12 protein-coding genes are annotated in these 15317 nt (G+C 67.3%); 3 read left to right on the forward strand and 9 right to left on the reverse strand.

Annotated elements, in window-relative coordinates; translation table 11 throughout:
• Nucleotides 1-9: 9 nt before the first annotated feature.
• From pstC to WFK98_RS24000, 3 genes are all read right to left on the reverse strand, one after another.
• A complete protein-coding gene (gene pstC / locus WFK98_RS23990) occupies nucleotides 10-1002 on the reverse strand; it encodes a phosphate ABC transporter permease subunit PstC (RefSeq protein WP_420909587.1) in 993 nt (330 codons plus the stop codon).
• A gap of 87 nt (nucleotides 1003-1089) precedes the next feature.
• Nucleotides 1090-2139 (reverse strand): phosphate ABC transporter substrate-binding protein PstS, encoded by a 1050-nt coding sequence (gene pstS, locus WFK98_RS23995; RefSeq protein ID WP_266337245.1) that lies wholly within the window; start codon nucleotides 2137-2139, stop codon nucleotides 1090-1092.
• A gap of 129 nt (nucleotides 2140-2268) precedes the next feature.
• Nucleotides 2269-3612 (reverse strand): ATP-binding protein, encoded by a 1344-nt coding sequence (locus WFK98_RS24000; RefSeq protein WP_336802052.1) that lies wholly within the window; start codon nucleotides 3610-3612, stop codon nucleotides 2269-2271.
• A gap of 370 nt (nucleotides 3613-3982) precedes the next feature.
• Here WFK98_RS24000 and ppk2 point away from each other — a divergent pair, with 370 nt between their 5' ends.
• Both ppk2 and WFK98_RS24010 read left to right on the forward strand, forming a co-directional pair.
• The gene (gene ppk2 / locus WFK98_RS24005; RefSeq protein WP_420909596.1) at nucleotides 3983-4864 is read left to right on the forward strand and encodes a polyphosphate kinase 2; all 882 of its coding nucleotides are present in this window, start codon (nucleotides 3983-3985) and stop codon (nucleotides 4862-4864) included.
• A gap of 115 nt (nucleotides 4865-4979) precedes the next feature.
• Nucleotides 4980-6728: a hypothetical protein gene (locus tag WFK98_RS24010; RefSeq protein ID WP_336802053.1), complete on the forward strand. Its 1749-nt coding sequence runs from the start codon at nucleotides 4980-4982 to the stop codon at nucleotides 6726-6728.
• Between the two features lie 265 nt (nucleotides 6729-6993).
• Here WFK98_RS24010 and cysN read toward each other — a convergent pair whose 3' ends face one another.
• From cysN to cysQ, 3 genes are all read right to left on the reverse strand, one after another.
• Complete coding sequence (gene cysN / locus WFK98_RS24015; RefSeq protein ID WP_336802054.1) at nucleotides 6994-8907, reverse strand: sulfate adenylyltransferase subunit CysN; 1914 nt, start codon at nucleotides 8905-8907, stop codon at nucleotides 6994-6996.
• Nucleotides 8907-9830, reverse strand: coding sequence for a sulfate adenylyltransferase subunit CysD (gene cysD / locus WFK98_RS24020; protein WP_336802055.1), 924 nt, complete (start codon nucleotides 9828-9830; stop codon nucleotides 8907-8909). The genes cysN and cysD overlap by 1 nt, the downstream gene beginning before the upstream one ends.
• 160 nt (nucleotides 9831-9990) lie before the next feature.
• Complete coding sequence (cysQ, locus tag WFK98_RS24025; protein WP_336802056.1) at nucleotides 9991-10797, reverse strand: 3'(2'),5'-bisphosphate nucleotidase CysQ; 807 nt, start codon at nucleotides 10795-10797, stop codon at nucleotides 9991-9993.
• Nucleotides 10798-10947: 150 nt separating this feature from the next.
• On the opposite strand from cysQ, the gene WFK98_RS24030 reads away from it, so the two are divergent.
• Nucleotides 10948-11700: an ArsR/SmtB family transcription factor gene (locus WFK98_RS24030; RefSeq protein ID WP_336802057.1), complete on the forward strand. Its 753-nt coding sequence runs from the start codon at nucleotides 10948-10950 to the stop codon at nucleotides 11698-11700.
• Nucleotides 11701-12131: 431 nt separating this feature from the next.
• On the opposite strand, the gene WFK98_RS24035 is transcribed toward WFK98_RS24030, so the two are convergent.
• From WFK98_RS24035 to WFK98_RS24045, 3 genes are all read right to left on the reverse strand, one after another.
• Nucleotides 12132-13130 carry an ABC transporter substrate-binding protein gene (locus tag WFK98_RS24035; protein WP_266337238.1) on the reverse strand — a complete coding sequence of 333 codons (999 nt, stop codon included), beginning with the start codon at nucleotides 13128-13130 and terminating at the stop codon, nucleotides 12132-12134.
• 123 nt (nucleotides 13131-13253) lie between these two features.
• Complete coding sequence (locus WFK98_RS24040) at nucleotides 13254-14378, reverse strand: ABC transporter permease (protein WP_266337237.1); 1125 nt, start codon at nucleotides 14376-14378, stop codon at nucleotides 13254-13256.
• The gene (locus WFK98_RS24045; protein WP_336802058.1) at nucleotides 14375-15310 is read right to left on the reverse strand and encodes an ABC transporter permease; all 936 of its coding nucleotides are present in this window, start codon (nucleotides 15308-15310) and stop codon (nucleotides 14375-14377) included. Before WFK98_RS24045 ends, WFK98_RS24040 begins: the two co-directional genes overlap by 4 nt.
• Between the last annotated feature and the right edge of the window lie 7 nt (nucleotides 15311-15317).

Below are 15317 nucleotides of genomic sequence, written 5' to 3' on the forward strand. Positions count from 1 at the left end.
TCGCGCGCCTCAGTTGCCGGCCTTGACGTTCATGCGCATCAGGAGAAGACGCGCCGCCGCCAGGACGATGAAGGTGATGACGAAGAGGATGAGGCCGAGGGCGATCAGCGACGAGGTGTAGAGGTCGCCGACGGCCTCGGTGAATTCATTGGCGATCGAGGCCGAGATGGTCGTGCCCGGCGCCATGATCGAGGCGGAGATCTTGTGCGCGTTGCCGATCACGAAAGTGACCGCCATCGTCTCGCCGAGCGCGCGGCCGAGGCCGAGCATGACGCCGCCGATGACACCGACGCGGGTGTAGGGCAGCACCACCTTGCGCACCACTTCCGAGGTCGTGCAGCCGAGGCCGTAGGTCGCTTCCTTGAGGACCGGCGGCACGGTGTCGAACACGTCGCGGGTGATCGAGGTGATGAAGGGCAGCACCATGATCGCCAGGATGAAGCCGGCGGTCAGCACGCCGATGCCGTAAGGCGGGCCGGCGAACAGGCTGTTGAGCACCGGGATCGGCGCGAAGACGTCGATCAGGAAGGGCTGGATCGTCGTCTGGAAGAAGGGCGCGAAGACGAACAGACCCCAGATGCCGTAAATGATCGAGGGGATGCCGGCGAGCAGTTCGATGGCGACGCCGATCGGACGCTTCAGCCAGGGCGGGCACAGCTCGGTCAGGAAGATGGCGATGCCGATGCCGACGGGAACGGCGATGAGCAGCGCGATGAAGGAGGTGACGATCGTGCCGTAGATGGGCGCGAGCGCGCCGAACTTCTCGGTGACCGGGTTCCAGGACTGGCTGGCGAGGAAGCCGAACCCGAAGGTGGAGAGAGCCGGGATCGACCCGTGGATCAGCGACAGGATCACGCCGCCGAGGAGAAGCAGCACCAGCAGCGCGGCGCCAAGGGTCAGGCCCCGGAACGTCGCGTCCCCGGCCTTGAACCGTCGCATGCGTTTCAGCTTGGCACTATCCATGCCGGCGCTGATCGCGCCTGTCATCGCAGCATCGACCATGTTGTTTTCCCGGTTCCGCATTGGGAGCCAATGTGACTGGAGAAGGTGAAAGAGGGGCCGTGCGCCCCTCTTTCGTACTGTTCAGGCTTAGTTGCCCGCGTAGACCGGCTTGCCGTCGGCGCCGAGGATTTCCTTGGCCCAGGTCGCCTTGACGTTGGCGACGACCGCGTCCGGCAGCGGGATGTAGTGCAGCGCTTCGGCCGCAGCGTCACCCTTGTCGTAAGCCCAGCTGAAGAACTTGAGGGCTTCGGCGACGTCGGCCGGCTTGTCCGGCTTGGCGTAGACGAGGATGAAGGTGGTGGCGGTGATCGGCCAGGAGGTCTCGCCCGGCTCGTTCGTCATGGTGACGTAGTAGCCCGGAGCGTTGTTCCAGTCGACGTTCGAGGCGGCGGCGGCGAAGTTGGCCGCATCCGGAGCGACGGTCTTGCCGTCCTTGTTGACCAGCTTGGCGTAGGTCATGTTGTTCTGGGCGGCGTAGGCGTACTCGACGTAGCCGATCGAGCCCTGGGTCTGGCCGACATTGGCGGCGATGCCCTCATTGCCCTTGGCGCCGATGCCGACCGGCCATTCGACGGCCGAAGCGGCGCCGATCTCGTCGGCCCAGGTCTTCGAGACCTGCGACAGATAGGTCGTGAACACGAAGCTGGTGCCCGAACCGTCCGAACGGCGGACGACGGCGATCGCCATGTCCGGCAGCTCGACCGAGGGGTTCAGCTTCTTGATGGCTTCATCGTTCCACTTGGCGATCTTGCCCTGGAAGATGTCGGCCAGCGTCTGGCCGTCGAGGGTCAGGTCGCCCGCCTTCAGGCCGGGAACGTTGATGATCGGCACGATGCCGCCGATGACGGTCGGGAACTGGACCAGGCCGGCCTTCTGCAGCTCTTCCGGCTTCAGGGGGGCGTCGGAGGCGCCGAAGGTGACGGTCTTGGCCTTGATCTGCTTGATGCCGCCGCCGGAGCCGATCGACTGGTAGTTCAGGCCGGTACCGGTTTCCTTCTTATAGGTGTCCGCCCACTTGGCGTAGACCGGGTACGGGAAGGTCGCGCCGGCGCCGGAAATGTCCGCTGCCTGGGCCGCGTTGAGGCCGATGGTGGCGGCGAAAAGGCCGGCCGCGAGTGCGATATTCTTGAGTTTCACCTGACGTCTCCCTGACGAGGGTTCCGGGACTTGCGGTTGCTTGCCCCAGCCGTGCGACCGGGACGCGAGCGGACCGTAGTGACCACAGGCGATGGTTCTATGACGATAGCATAACTCTTTTATGACAGTCTAACTGTATGAAATATCTTGCGGAATGCGCCGAGCCGAGGGCTCGTTTCCTGTGAAGGCGACATTGAAGGTGACTGTGAAGGTCGAGCCTTCGCCCGAGCGGCTCTCGATTCCGAGCTTGGCGCGGTGGCGGTTCAGGATGTGCTTGACGATGGCAAGCCCGAGCCCGGTGCCGCGCTGCGCGTGGCTCGCCTGGATGTCGGCGCGGTAGAAGCGCTCGGTCAGGCGCGGCAGATGTTCGGCCGGAATGCCGGCGCCAAAATCGCGCACGGTGACGACCGGGCCGCCGCGGCCGCCCGGCGGCGGTGCCGCCGTCACCAGCACGCGCTCGCCCGATCTTCCGTATTTGCAGCCGTTTTCGATCAAATTCTGGAATACCTGCACCAGCTCGTCGCGATCGCCCGGCACGACCAGCGGCGTCGCCGGCAGATCGGTCTCGATGGTGACGCCGAGGTCGCGCGCCAGCGGCTCCAGCGCATCGACGACGCCGCGGATGACGCCGGTCAGGTCGACGGGCGCTTCCGGCCGCATATGCGCCTTCATCTCGATGCGCGACAGCGACAGAAGGTCGTCGATCAGCCGGCTCATGCGGGTCGCCTGATCGTGCATGATGCCGAGAAAGCGCTCGCGCGCCACCGCGTCGTCGCGCGCCGGGCCCTGCATGGTCTCGATGAAGCCGGAGAGCGAGGCGAGCGGCGTGCGCAGCTCATGACTGGCATTGGCGACGAAATCGACGCGGATCTTCTCGCTCACCCGCTGCTCCGTCTGGTCGGAGAAGATCAGCACGATGAAGCCGGACTTGTCGTTGCCGCCGGGCTCCAGCGCCGAGAACCAGGCGAGGTACCAGCGCTCGGTCGGCCCGCGCTCGAGGAACTGCACCTTCTCGGCCGGGCCGCCGGCGGCGACACGGTCGAAGGCGCCGACAAAATCGGGATTGCGCAGGCGGAAGGTCAAGGGATCGCCGGGGCGCAGGGGAAAGGTCGCCTCTGCGCGCCGGTTGGCATAGCGCACGACGCCGCGACGATCGAGGATGACACAGGGATCCGGCAGCGCATCGGCCATGCGCTTGATGCCGGTTTCCGGCCAGATCGACGGCGGAGGCCGGCTGGTCAGCCGGACGGGGAGCTCGTCGCGGCCGCGAATGAAGATGGCGAAGAAGCCGATGGCGGCGGCGAGCAATATGCCGGCGGCGACCGGACTGATCTCGTTGATCAGCACCAGGAACAGGAGCAGCGCGGTCATGGTCAGGAAGAAGCCGCGCGCCTCGATCAGCCGGGCGACGACGCCGTACCTTGCCTCGCCCGCCGCCTCGGGATCCCCCGCGGTCCGTTCCCTGTCGCTCATTCCGTCTTCCATCCCCAACTCGGCAGGCCACGATAACCATGCCGGCTCAGTATCACATGTCGTACAGGACAAGCTGATGACAGCGTGGCACTGTCAGCACGAAGCGGCTCCTATGCAAGAGATCGGAATCGACATGGCGAATTCAGAGAAGAAGAAGTCCAAGGCAGACGACGCCAAGGCGGATCCGAATCTCCCGGCCGAGCCGAAGAACGGCAAGAAGGCCGACAAGCAGACGGGCAAGAACGGCGACGACAAGGACAAGTCCGGCAAGGATCCGGACGGCGCCGCGAAGGCCGATGGCGGCAAGAACGGCAATGGCAAGGACGGCAACGGCAAGAAGGAGGAGAGCAAGCCGGCGGCGCCGCTGCCGATACAGCTCCAGCCGACCGTCGACGCCGCGCCGATCGAGACCAAGCTCGGCAGCTTCGACCTCGACGATCCCCAGTTGCCGGCCTGGGTCGACGAGAGCGCCTTCCGGTCCGGCGGCTATCCCTATGACAAGTCGCTGAAATCCGACAAATACGAGGAAGAGCTGACGGCGCTGCAGATCGAGCTGGTCAAGCTGCAGCACCACGTCATCGAGAAGGGCCTCAAGGTCGTCATGCTGTTCGAGGGCCGTGACGCCGCCGGCAAGGGCGGCGCCATCTTCGCGCTGCGGCAATATCTCAATCCGCGCAACGCGCGCGACGTCGCCCTGCCGAAGCCCTCCGACACCGAGCGCGGCCAGTGGTATTTCCAGCGCTATGTCGCCGAGCTGCCGACCGCCGGCGAGATCGTCACCTTCGACCGCTCCTGGTACAACCGCGCCGGCGTCGAGACGGTGATGGGCTTCTGTACCCCGGACGAGCGCAAGGTCTTCCTGCAGCAGGCGCCGGTGCTGGAGGCCGGGCTGATCGATTCCGGCACGATCCTGTTCAAGTTCTGGCTCGACATCGGCCAGGAAATGCAGCTGAAGCGCTTCCACGAGCGCCGGCATAACCCGCTCAAGATCTGGAAGCTGTCGCCGATGGACTATGCGGCGCTGGGCAAGTGGAAGGACTATTCGAAGGCGCGCGACTCCATGCTGGAGGCGACGCATACCGACAAGTCGCCCTGGATCATCGCGCTCGCCAACGACAAGCGCCGCGCGCGGCTGAACATCATCCGCTACGTGCTCGGCAAGATCGACTATCCCGGCCGCGACAAGGACATCGTGCGCGAGCCGGATCCGCTGATCCTCGGCAGCGGCCCGCGCTTCCTCAAGAAGGGGTAACCGCCGCGCCGCCCCCCGGTCGCGCCGCCACCGCGGCCGGGCGCGCTTGCCGAAGTTTTGCCTTCAGGCGGTGCTATCAACCGTTCGTTCACCCTTTTTCGGTCATCCCGAGCGAATGAGCCAACTTCAAACGGTCCTGCGCCGCTCCGTCGCGCATCTCGACCCGTCGGATCACGACGGTCGGGAACGTACGTTCACCAATGCGCGCGAAGCCATGATCCGGCTGCTGTGGTCCTACGACCCGCCGCTGACGCCCAAGGAAATCGACAGCAAGATCGACGAGTTCGACGCCGTCGTCGCCTCGATCGCGCGCGAAGGCGAGTCCCCGGAAGCCGCCGACGCGGATGGCGACGAGGACGCGGACGAGGCCGGCGCGCCGGCGACGAAAGTCAGTCCAGCCGCCGCGGAAGCGAAGGCGTCGTCCGAGCCGGGCCGCCTTGCCGTGCCGAAATCCGAGATCGTCGCCGCGCCGGCGGCGACCTCCTTCGCGACCAGCCTGGTGCTGCCGCCGCGCGAGCCGGTGCGCAAGCTGGCGCGGTTCGAGCCGCTGTCGCAGATCGGCTCGCCCACGCCCGGCGACGCGGCCCGAACGAAGGCGACGACGTCGTCGGAAGCTGGACCGCCGAGCCCCGACGCGGCGGTGATCGCCGCGCTTGCCGCGCTCGACAAGGCAGCCGTGACCGACAAGAAGCCGGCCGCGAAGGCGGAACCGGCGAAGACGGCCGATCCGCGCGGCCGCGAGGCGGACGACGAGGTCGGCCTCCTCGACGAGGAAATCGATCCCGCCGAGATTGACGCGCCCGACCTCGACGCGGAGATCGACGACGAGCCCCACGACGACGAGGGCCCGGAAGCGAGCGACGAACCGGACCTCGACGAGCGGGACGACGAGGAAGACGACGCGGACCAGGACCGGCCGGAAACGGCCGAGGAAGTGCTGCGCCTGCACCGCGAACGCTTCGACCGGCGCGATACCGAAGCGGCGGAGGACGAGCACGACACGATCGACGAGGAAGCCGTCGATGACGAGCCGCTCGACGCGGACGAAGCCGATTCCGACGACCGGGACGCGGCCGCCGACGAAGCGGACGAGGATCCGTTCGACGAGGAAGAGCCGCGTCCGACGCTCGGCGAACGCCTGCGCAACCTCACCGACGCGGTCAGCGGCCGGATGGTCGCCATCGTCGCCGGCGTGGTGCTGCTGCTCGTCGCCGGCCTCGGCGGAGCCGCCTTCTTCCTGAACCGCACTCCGGCGCCCGCCGCCACCGCCGAGGGCGCCGGCCCAGCCGCGACGCCGGCGAAGCCGACCGATATCGCCGGCATGATCGCCGCCTCGGAGGACGATCCGAAGAGCCCGGCGCCCGCCACCGCCGAAGCGCGGCCGGCGCCGCAACCAGCGGCCGAGCCCGCCGGCACGCTGGCGCTTGAAACGCTCAACCTGTTCGACGGCCGCGATCCCAGCGTGTTCCAGTCGATGCCGGACAATCCCGTCCGCTTCGAGGGCGACACGCAGGGCGGCTTCGCCCGCGTCTCCTCGTCGATCAACTCGACGGGGTCGCGGATCACCGTTGGTCGCGGCGTCTATGAGCGGCTCTCCGGGCGGACGATCCGCATCGTCGTCGTGGCACGCGCCGCCTCCGGGGCCCCGTCCCATTCGCTACGCTTCGCCTATCAGAACGGCCGCAGCCTGAGCCCCTGGAAGGACGGCGTCATCGGCGCCGACTACGCGCCGCTTTCGACCACCTGGACGGTGCCGAAGGATCGCGGCGGCCCGGAAACCGACGCCGTGCTGATCGAACCGGGCATCCCCGGCGACGGCACCGCCGCCGACATCAAGTCGGTGCGGATCGAAGTGCTGAAATAGGCACCCTCACCCCACCCCTCTCCCGCAAGCCAAGCGGGCGAGGGAGCCGGCCGAGGCCGGACACCGGGACCCGGTCTTATTGGGGTGGCAGAATGCCCCGCCCACCGTCCCATCCTCGCCGTCATGGCTCCAACAGCCACCCACCTCGCCGTCATCCCGGGCGGAGACCCGGGATCCATGCAGCGGCTTTGCGAGCCGCTTCCATGCGAGCGACAGGCCCTTGTCACCTCTCCCCTAGGGAGGGGTGAAGAAGGCGCCGGCGGGATCAACCCGCCGAATAGCCCTTCGCGACGAGATAGGCGACGATCTGGTCGGCAAGCGCCTCACTGTCGCCCGACGTCGTATCGAGATGGATGTCGGGCGAAAGCGGCGCCTCATACGGGCTGTCGATGCCCGTAAAATTCTTGATCAGCCCTTCGCGCGCCTTCTTGTACAGGCCCTTCACGTCGCGCTCTTCCGCGACCGAAAGCGGCGTGTCGACGAAGATCTCGATGAACTCGCCTTCCTGCACCAGGTCGCGCGCCAGCTGGCGCTCGGAGCGGAACGGCGAGATGAACGAGACCAGCACGATCAGGCCGGCATCGACGAAGAGCTTGGCCGTCTCGGCGACGCGGCGGATGTTCTCCACCCGGTCGGCGTCGGTGAAGCCAAGGTCGCGATTCAGGCCGTGGCGGACATTGTCGCCGTCCAGCAGGTAGGTGTGCCGCCCCATCAGCTGCAGCTTCTTCTCGACCAGGTTGGCGATGGTCGATTTTCCCGCGCCCGAAAGGCCGGTGAACCAGAGGATGCCGGGCTTCTGGCCCTTGGCGGCGGAACGGGCCGCCTTGTCGATGTCGAGCGCCTGACGGTGGATGTTGGTGGCGCGGCGCAGGCCGAAGCGGATCATGCCCGCCGCCACCGTCTGGTTGGTGAAGCGGTCGATCAGGATGAACGCGCCGGTGGCGCGGTTGTCCTCATAGGGGTCGAAGGCGATCGGCTCGGCGAGCGACAGGTTGGCGAAGCCGATGTCGTTCAGCGCCAGCGTCTTGGCGGCGAGCGGCTTCAGCGTCTCGGCCTCGACCCGGTGCTTCAGCTCGGTGACGGCGGCGCCGACCGTGCGGGTGCCGATCTTCATGAGGTAGGGCCGGCCGGGCAACATCGGCTCCTCGGCCATCCAGATCAGATGGGCGGCGAGCTGGTCGGAAACCTCCGGCCGCGCCTCGGTGGCGACCAGGACGTCGCCCCGGGAAACGTCGATCTCGCGGTCGAGGGTCAGCGTGACGGCCTCGTCGGTGCCGGCGGCGTCGAGGTCGCCGTCATGGGTGACGATGCGCTCGACCTTTGCAAGTTGGCCCGAGCGCGCGACCACCAGTTCGTCCCCGGGACGGACCGTGCCGCCGGCAACCGTGCCGGCATAGCCGCGGAAGGTCAGGTCGGGCCGGTTGACCCACTGCACCGGGAAGCGGAACGGACGGTCGATGCCAGGCTCGAGCTCGACGTTTTCGAGATGCTCGATCAGCGTCGGGCCGCGATACCATTCCATGTTGGGGCTCAGGACGCTGACATTGTCGCCATGGCGGGCCGAGAGCGGAATGGCGACGCGGCTGGCGAAATTGTAGTGCGCGGCGTCCTCGTCGAAGGCGGCGACGATCTTCTCGTAGACATCGCGGTCATAGCCGACGAGGTCGATCTTGTTGATCGCCAGCACGACATGGCGGATGCCGAGCAGCGAGGCGATGGTCGCGTGCCGGCGCGTCTGGGTCAGGATCCCCTTTCGCGCATCAATGAGGAGTACCGCGAGATCGGCCGTCGAAGCGCCGGTCGCCATGTTGCGGGTGTACTGCTCGTGGCCGGGCGTATCGGCGACGATGAACTTGCGCTTGTCGGTGGCGAAGAAACGATAGGCGACGTCGATGGTGATGCCCTGCTCGCGCTCGGCCTCGAGGCCGTCGACGAGGAGCGCCAGGTCGATGTCGTCGCCGACCGTGCCGAACTTCTTCGAGTCCTTCTCCAGCGTGACCAGCTGGTCCTCGAACAGCTTCTTGGTGTCGAACAGCAGCCGGCCGATCAGGGTGGACTTGCCGTCGTCGACGCTGCCGCAGGTCAGGAAGCGCAGGATGCCCTTGTCGTCCGACTGCGCGAGGATGCTGGCGGCGCCGTCGTCATTGGCGACCGCCTGGGCGGAAAAAAGCTCGGCCATTAGAAATATCCCTCGCGCTTCTTCTTCTCCATCGAACCGGATTCGTCATGGTCGATCAGGCGACCCTGGCGCTCGGATGTGGTGGCGAGGAACATCTCGCGGACGATTTCGGGGAGCGTGTCGGCGTCGGATTCGACCGCCGCCGTCAGCGGGTAGCAGCCGAGCGTGCGGAAGCGGACGCGGCGATTCTGCGGCACCTCGCCGGGCAGCAGGCGCATGCGCGCATCGTCGGCCATGATCAGTTGGCCGTTGCGCTCGACCACCGGCCGCTCGGCCGAGAGATAGAGCGGCACGATCGGGATTTCCTCGGCGAGGATGTATTGCCAGATGTCGAGTTCGGTCCAGTTCGACAGCGGGAAGACGCGGATCGTCTCGCCGGGCTGGATGCGGGTGTTGTAGAGCGACCAGAGCTCCGGCCGCTGGTTCTTCGGGTCCCAGCCGTGGTTGGCCGAGCGGAACGAGAAGATGCGCTCCTTGGCGCGGCTCTTCTCCTCGTCGCGGCGGGCGCCGCCGAAGGCCGCGTCATAGCCGCCGGCGTCGAGCGCCTGCTTCAGCGCCTCGGTCTTCATGATCTGGGTGTAGTTGGACGAGCCATGGTCGAACGGATTGATGCCGGCCGCCTTGCCTTCCTGATTGGTGTGGACGCGGAGTTCGAGCCCGAGCCGCTTCACCGTCTCGTCGCGGAACGAGATCATCTCGCGGAACTTCCATGTCGTGTCGACATGCAGCAGCGCGAAGGGCGGCTTGGCGGGATAGAAGGCCTTCATCGCCAGATGCAGCATGACCGACGAATCCTTGCCGATCGAATAGAGCATCACGGGATTTTCGAAATTCGCCACGACCTCGCGCATGATGAAGATCGCCTCGGCTTCGAGGCGGCGGAGATGCGAGGGGGCATGCGGCGATGGGGGGCGTGGCGACATGGTGAACTCCGAACTTGAGCCCGAAACCTAGTCCGCGCCCGCCCCTCGCCTCAAGCACAGCCGTGCCGTAAATCGCCCGCCTTTGCCACCATCCGTGCCGTGTTCCGGCGAAATCCCGCAACCTGATTTCAGCCAAGTCGATGGATTTAGTCGTGTTTGGCTAGAGGATTTCCAGGGCGCCGCGCGCCACGAACCACGGATTGGCATAGGCGGACACGCCCTCGCCGGGGCCCGGACCGTAGCCGAGCGGCGCGCCGTCGATCGTCTCGACGCTGCCGCCGGCGGCGCGCAGCACGGCGTCTCCCGCCGCCGTATCCCACTGCATGGTCGGCCCCATGCGCGGATAGAGATCGGCCTCGCCCGCCGCCATCAGGCAGAATTTCAGCGACGATCCGGCCGAGACCAGCGAGGCGCCGGGGAAGCGGGCGATGAAGTCGTCCGTCTCGGGCGTGCGATGCGAGCGGCTGGCGAGAATGCGCGGCGGCGAAGCGGCCGGGTCTGAGACGCGGATGGCGCGGCGGGAAGCGATCTTGAAATCGACGACGGAGAAATGCTCGGCGCCCTTGCCGGCGCGGCCGGCATAGAGATCGCCGCGCGCCGGCGCGTAGACGAGGCCGAGCACCGGCACGCCGTCCTGCACGAGGCCGATATTGACAGTGAAATCGCCGTTGCGGCTGATGAATTCGCGCGTGCCGTCGACCGGATCGACCAGGAAGAACGAGCCGCCCACCGTCGGGATCCGACCCTCGGCGCAGGATTCCTCCGCCACGACAGGGATCTCCGGCATGAGGCGCGCGAGATCGGCGAGGATGACCATCTCGGCCTCGCGGTCCGCCTCGGTCACCGGCGAGGCGTCGCCCTTCACCGCCACCGCGAAGGCCCCGTCATAAACCTGCATGACGACGCGTCCGGCGGCGAGCGTCGTCGCGATCAGGGCTTCGTAGAGGGCGTCGTCGAGAAGGGGCATCGGGCCTCGTGCGGCTTGCGGGATGGATGGCGGGCTGGACCGGCCGCCGCGGCTCTACCCCGCCACGGCCCCGACGACAAGCGCCAAGGCGCGTCAAGTTGCGGGAGGCTTCGGCGCGGAATGCTTCGGCGACGGACGAAAGGTTCGTCCATGACCGCGCCGGCGCGAGGCGGTATCCTCGCCGCCATGAGCAATCTCGTCTCCGGCACCACGCTCGCCGAAATCGCCGCGCTGATCGGCGACGTCGCCCGCGCCAACATGCTGTCGGCCCTGATGGACGGCCGGGCGCTTTCGGCCGGCGAACTCGCCTTCCATGCCGGCGTCGGCGCCCCGACCACCAGCGGCCATCTCGCCAAGCTGACCGAGGCGAAGATCCTCGCCGTCGAGAAACAGGGCCGCCATCGCTACTACCGGCTGGCGACGCCCGCCGTGGCTGAAGCTCTGGAGGCGCTGATGTCGCTTGTCGCCGTGGGGCCGAAGCGGCACCGGCCAACCGGGCCGCGCGACGAGGCAATGCGGGCGGCACGGACCTGCTACGACCATCTCGCCGGCCGGCTCGGCGTCGCCATCGCCGACAGCCTGGTGGCGCGCGACCTCGTGCGCCTCGCCGACGGTGCGGGGTTGGTGACGCCCGAGGGCGACCGCTTCCTGTGCGATTTCGGCATCGCGCTGAACCGGCATCCCGGCAAGGGCCGCGCCCAGGCCGGCAGCCGGCCGCTCTGCCGAACCTGCCTCGACTGGAGCGAGCGCCGTCCCCATCTCGCCGGCCGCCTCGGCGCGGCGCTCTGCGACCACCTGCTGCGGAAGGGCTGGATCGAGCGGGTGAAGGACAGCCGCGCCATCGCCGTCACGCCGACGGGCTCGGCCGGCTTCGCCGCGGTGTTCGGCTTCGTGCCGGAATGATTTCTCTCGTCTGAGCGCATCTGGCGTGGGCCGGGCGGAAGCCGGGCGTCGCGGGGCCTTCACCTCTCCCGGAGGGAGGTGAAGAGGGCGACTGGCCCGCGTCCCCGCCCGCCGACTCGCCCCGGCCCTCACCTCTCCCAGAGGGAGAGGTCGGAGCGAAGCTCCGGGTGAGGGGGTGCAGCCCTTCCGGATGGTTTCCTACGCCCTCACCCGCCGGCCTGCGGCCGTCGACCTCTCCCCACGGGAGAGGTGAAGAAGGCAACCCCCCGTCCCCGCCTCCGACGACGCCAGCACCATCCATGGCGGCATCCAAAGCGTCGATGGCGGCCTGACCGCCGCGTGATCGCCGCGCAGGCGAGCCCTGAAATGGCAAACGGGCGCCCAGGAGGCGCCCGTCCTTCTCTGCGGATCCGCGCTTCCGCGAAGCCGGCTTACTTCAGGCCGGCCGCGTCGGTGACCGCATGGGTCCAGGCGCCGGTCGGCTCCTTGGTGATGACGGGCGCTTCGCCGCCGGCCGACAGCAGCGTCTTCACCGTGCGGGTGTAGTCGGCCTCGTCGAGCTTGCCGTTGCTGCCCTCGGTCAGCTTGTTGACCTCGCCCATCATGAACTTCTGGTGGGCTTCGGTCTGCGCACCGGTCTCGTCGTTCTCGAGCACGATCTTGGCGGCTTCGTCGGTGTTGGCGCGGGCATAGTCCCAGCCCTTCATCGAGGCGCGGACGAACTTCGCCATCTTCTCGACGAAGGCCGGATCCTTCAGCTTGTCTTCCATGACATAGAGGCCGTCTTCCAGCGTCGCGACGCCCTGGTCCTCATACTTGAAGACGATCAGCTCGCTCTCCGGAATGCCGGCGTCCAGCACCTGGCCGAACTCGTTGTAGGTCATGGTCGAGATGCAGTCGGCCTGCTTCTGGATCAGCGGGTCGACGTTGAAGCCCTGCTTCAGCACGGTGACGCCGTTCGGGCCGCCCTCGGTCGAAAGGCCGAGCTTCGCCATCCAGGCGAGGAACGGATATTCGTTGCCGTAGAACCAGACGCCGAGCGTCTTGCCCTTGAAGTCGTCCGGCGACTTGATGCCGGTATCCTTGCGGCAGGTCAGCATCATGCCCGACTTCTTGTAGGGCTGGGCGATGTTGACGAGCGGCACGCCCTTTTCACGCGAAGCCAGCGCCGCCGGCATCCAGGTGGTGATGATGTCGGCGCCGCCGCCGGCGATCACCTGCTCGGGGGCGATGTCGGGGCCGCCCGGCTTGATCGTGACGTCGAGGCCTTCCGCCTCGTAGAAGCCCTTCTCCTTGGCGACGTAATAGCCGGCGAACTGGGCCTGCGTGACCCACTTCAGCTGCAGCGTCACCGGATCGGCCGCATGGGCCGAGACGCTGGTCATGAGCCCCGCGGCGATGGCGAGCGCTCCAATCATAAGCTTCTTCATTGACCCCTCCAGGTTCTGTTCGTTGTCGTCCTTCGAGGATGTCGCCCTTTCCCTGGCGAGATCCCCCAACCTTGCCCGTCCGCGCTCTTTGACGCGGACGGTAGATACAGATCTCGCCCGTCCTCAGGCGCGGAAGGACGGATGCCAGAACGTCGAGGCGCGCTCGATGAGCGCGATCACCCCGTAGAAGACGGAGCCGGCGAGCGCCGCCACCGCGATTTCCGCCCACACCATGTCGATGTTCATGCGCCCGACTTCGGTGGAGATACGGAAGCCCATGCCCACGATCGGCGTGCCGAAGAACTCGGCGACGATGGCTGCGATCAGGGCCAGTGTAGAATTGATCTTGAGTGCATTGAATATGAACGGCAGCGCCTCGGGAAGCCGGAGCTTGAAGAGAGACTGCCAATAATTCGCGGCATAGGTGCGCATCAGGTCGCGCTGCATCGGCTGCGAGGCGGCGAGACCGGTGACGGTGTTGACCAGCATCGGGAAGAAGGTGGCGACCACCACCACCGCCGCCTTGGACGGCCAGTCGAAGCCGAACCACATCACCATGATCGGGGCGATGCCGATGATCGGCAGCGCCGAGACCAGATTGCCGACCGGCAGCAGGCCGCGCTGCAGGAAGGGAATGCGGTCGACCAGGATGGCGACGAGGAAGCCGGAGCCGCAGCCGATGACATAGCCGGCGATCACCGCCTTCAGGAAGGTCTGGCGGAAATCGGCGGCGAGGATCGGGATCGACGAGACGAGCTTCGCCCAGATCGCCGAGGGCGGCGGGATCAGCACGCTCGGCACCTGGAAGGCGACGACGATCACCTGCCAGAAGATCAGCAGCCAGGCGCCGAAGAGGAGCGGCACCAGAAGCTTCAGCCCGAAACCGGCCGGACCGGCGCGCGGCTTGATGGCGGCGAGCTGCGACACCAGCGCCCAGGCGAGCAGCCAGGACGTGAAGAGCAGCGCCCAGAAACCGGGGCCGGTGTGGCCGGCAAGGCCGGGCAGCAGGTCGAGCGCCGCCCAAGCGCCGGCGCTGGAGGCGAAGGCGAGCAGGATGGCGGTGAGCGCGCTCTTCTCCGCCCGGACGGAGGCATAGGCGGCGACCGCGAGCGCCAGGATGACGATCCAGCCCGGGACGCCCTCGCGCGGCAGCAGCCGCCAGGCATCGGCGGCATCGAGCGGCAGGGCGACGGCGGCGAACAGGCCGAGGAAGGCGATCCAGGGCTGCAGATGTCCACGCGAACTCATCTTGCCATCCCCATCCGCTTGAGGACGATGCGGTTGGCGAAGCCGACGATCGCGACCAGCACGGCCGCGAGGATCGACGCCGCCAGCAGCGCCGCCCAGATCTGTACCGTCTGCCCGTAATAGGAGCCGGCCAGAAGGCGGGCGCCAAGCCCGGCCGAAGCGCCGGTCGGCAGTTCGCCGACGATGGCGCCGACGAGGCTGATGGCGATGGCGATCTGCATCGAGGTGAAGAGAAAAGGCAGCGACGCCGGGAAGCGCAGCTTCCAGAACGCCTGCCAGCCGGAGGCCGAATAGGTCCGCATCAGGTCGAGATGCATCAGTTCGGGCGAGCGCAGCCCCTTCACCATGCCGACCGTGACCGGGAAGAACGACAGGTAGGTCGAGATCATCGCCTTGGCGAGGAAGCGCGACGTGTCGGTCGAGAGACCGAGCTTGCCGTTCATCAGGTTGTAGCCGACGACGACGATCATCGGCGCGATGGCGACGATCGGGATCGTCTGCGAGGCGACGACCCAGGGCATCAGGCTCTTGTCGAGGCTCGAGACATGCACGATGCCGATGGCGAGCAGCAGGCCGAGCAGCGTGCCGATGCCGAAGCCGGCGAGCGTCGCCGAGAGCGTCACCCAGCCGTGATAGACGAGGCTGCGCTTCGAGGTGACCGGCTGGTCGACCGTGCTCTTCCAGAGCTCGGTCGCAACCTGGTGCGGCGCCGGCAGCAGCGGCCGGTCCATCGAGAAGGTCGCCTCGGCGAGCTGGCTGATGGTCGGCTCGACCTTCTGACGGGCGAAGGCGTCGCGCGCGAGCTGGGCGTTCAGGAAGAAGGCGCCGACATACCAGATGACGAGGATGGCGAGGACGACCACCGTCACCGGAAAGATCTGACCCGGCTTCTTCAGCGAGCGCGGCCGGGCGGAAATGGCGAGCGTGGTCATGCTGCCC

The organism is Kaistia sp. MMO-174 (assembly GCF_037147815.1).
GTDB classification, from domain to species: domain Bacteria; phylum Pseudomonadota; class Alphaproteobacteria; order Rhizobiales; family Kaistiaceae; genus Kaistia; species Kaistia nematophila.

Bases quoted from the DNA above. Each gene is read 5' to 3' on its own strand.
- WFK98_RS24010 (WP_336802053.1), top strand. From the start codon at position 4,980: ATGAGCCAACTTCAAACGGTCCTGCGCCGCTCCGTCGCGCATCTCGAC.
- WFK98_RS24045 (WP_336802058.1), bottom strand. From the start codon at position 15,310: ATGACCACGCTCGCCATTTCCGCCCGGCCGCGCTCGCTGAAGAAGCCG.
- cysQ (WP_336802056.1), bottom strand. From the start codon at position 10,797: ATGCCCCTTCTCGACGACGCCCTCTACGAAGCCCTGATCGCGACGACG.
- cysD (WP_336802055.1), bottom strand. From the start codon at position 9,830: ATGTCGCCACGCCCCCCATCGCCGCATGCCCCCTCGCATCTCCGCCGC.
- WFK98_RS24000 (WP_336802052.1), bottom strand. From the start codon at position 3,612: ATGAGCGACAGGGAACGGACCGCGGGGGATCCCGAGGCGGCGGGCGAG.
- cysN (WP_336802054.1), bottom strand. From the start codon at position 8,907: ATGGCCGAGCTTTTTTCCGCCCAGGCGGTCGCCAATGACGACGGCGCC.
- WFK98_RS24030 (WP_336802057.1), top strand. From the start codon at position 10,948: ATGACCGCGCCGGCGCGAGGCGGTATCCTCGCCGCCATGAGCAATCTC.
- WFK98_RS24040 (WP_266337237.1), bottom strand. From the start codon at position 14,378: ATGAGTTCGCGTGGACATCTGCAGCCCTGGATCGCCTTCCTCGGCCTG.
- WFK98_RS24035 (WP_266337238.1), bottom strand. From the start codon at position 13,130: ATGAAGAAGCTTATGATTGGAGCGCTCGCCATCGCCGCGGGGCTCATG.
- pstC (WP_420909587.1), bottom strand. From the start codon at position 1,002: ATGGTCGATGCTGCGATGACAGGCGCGATCAGCGCCGGCATGGATAGT.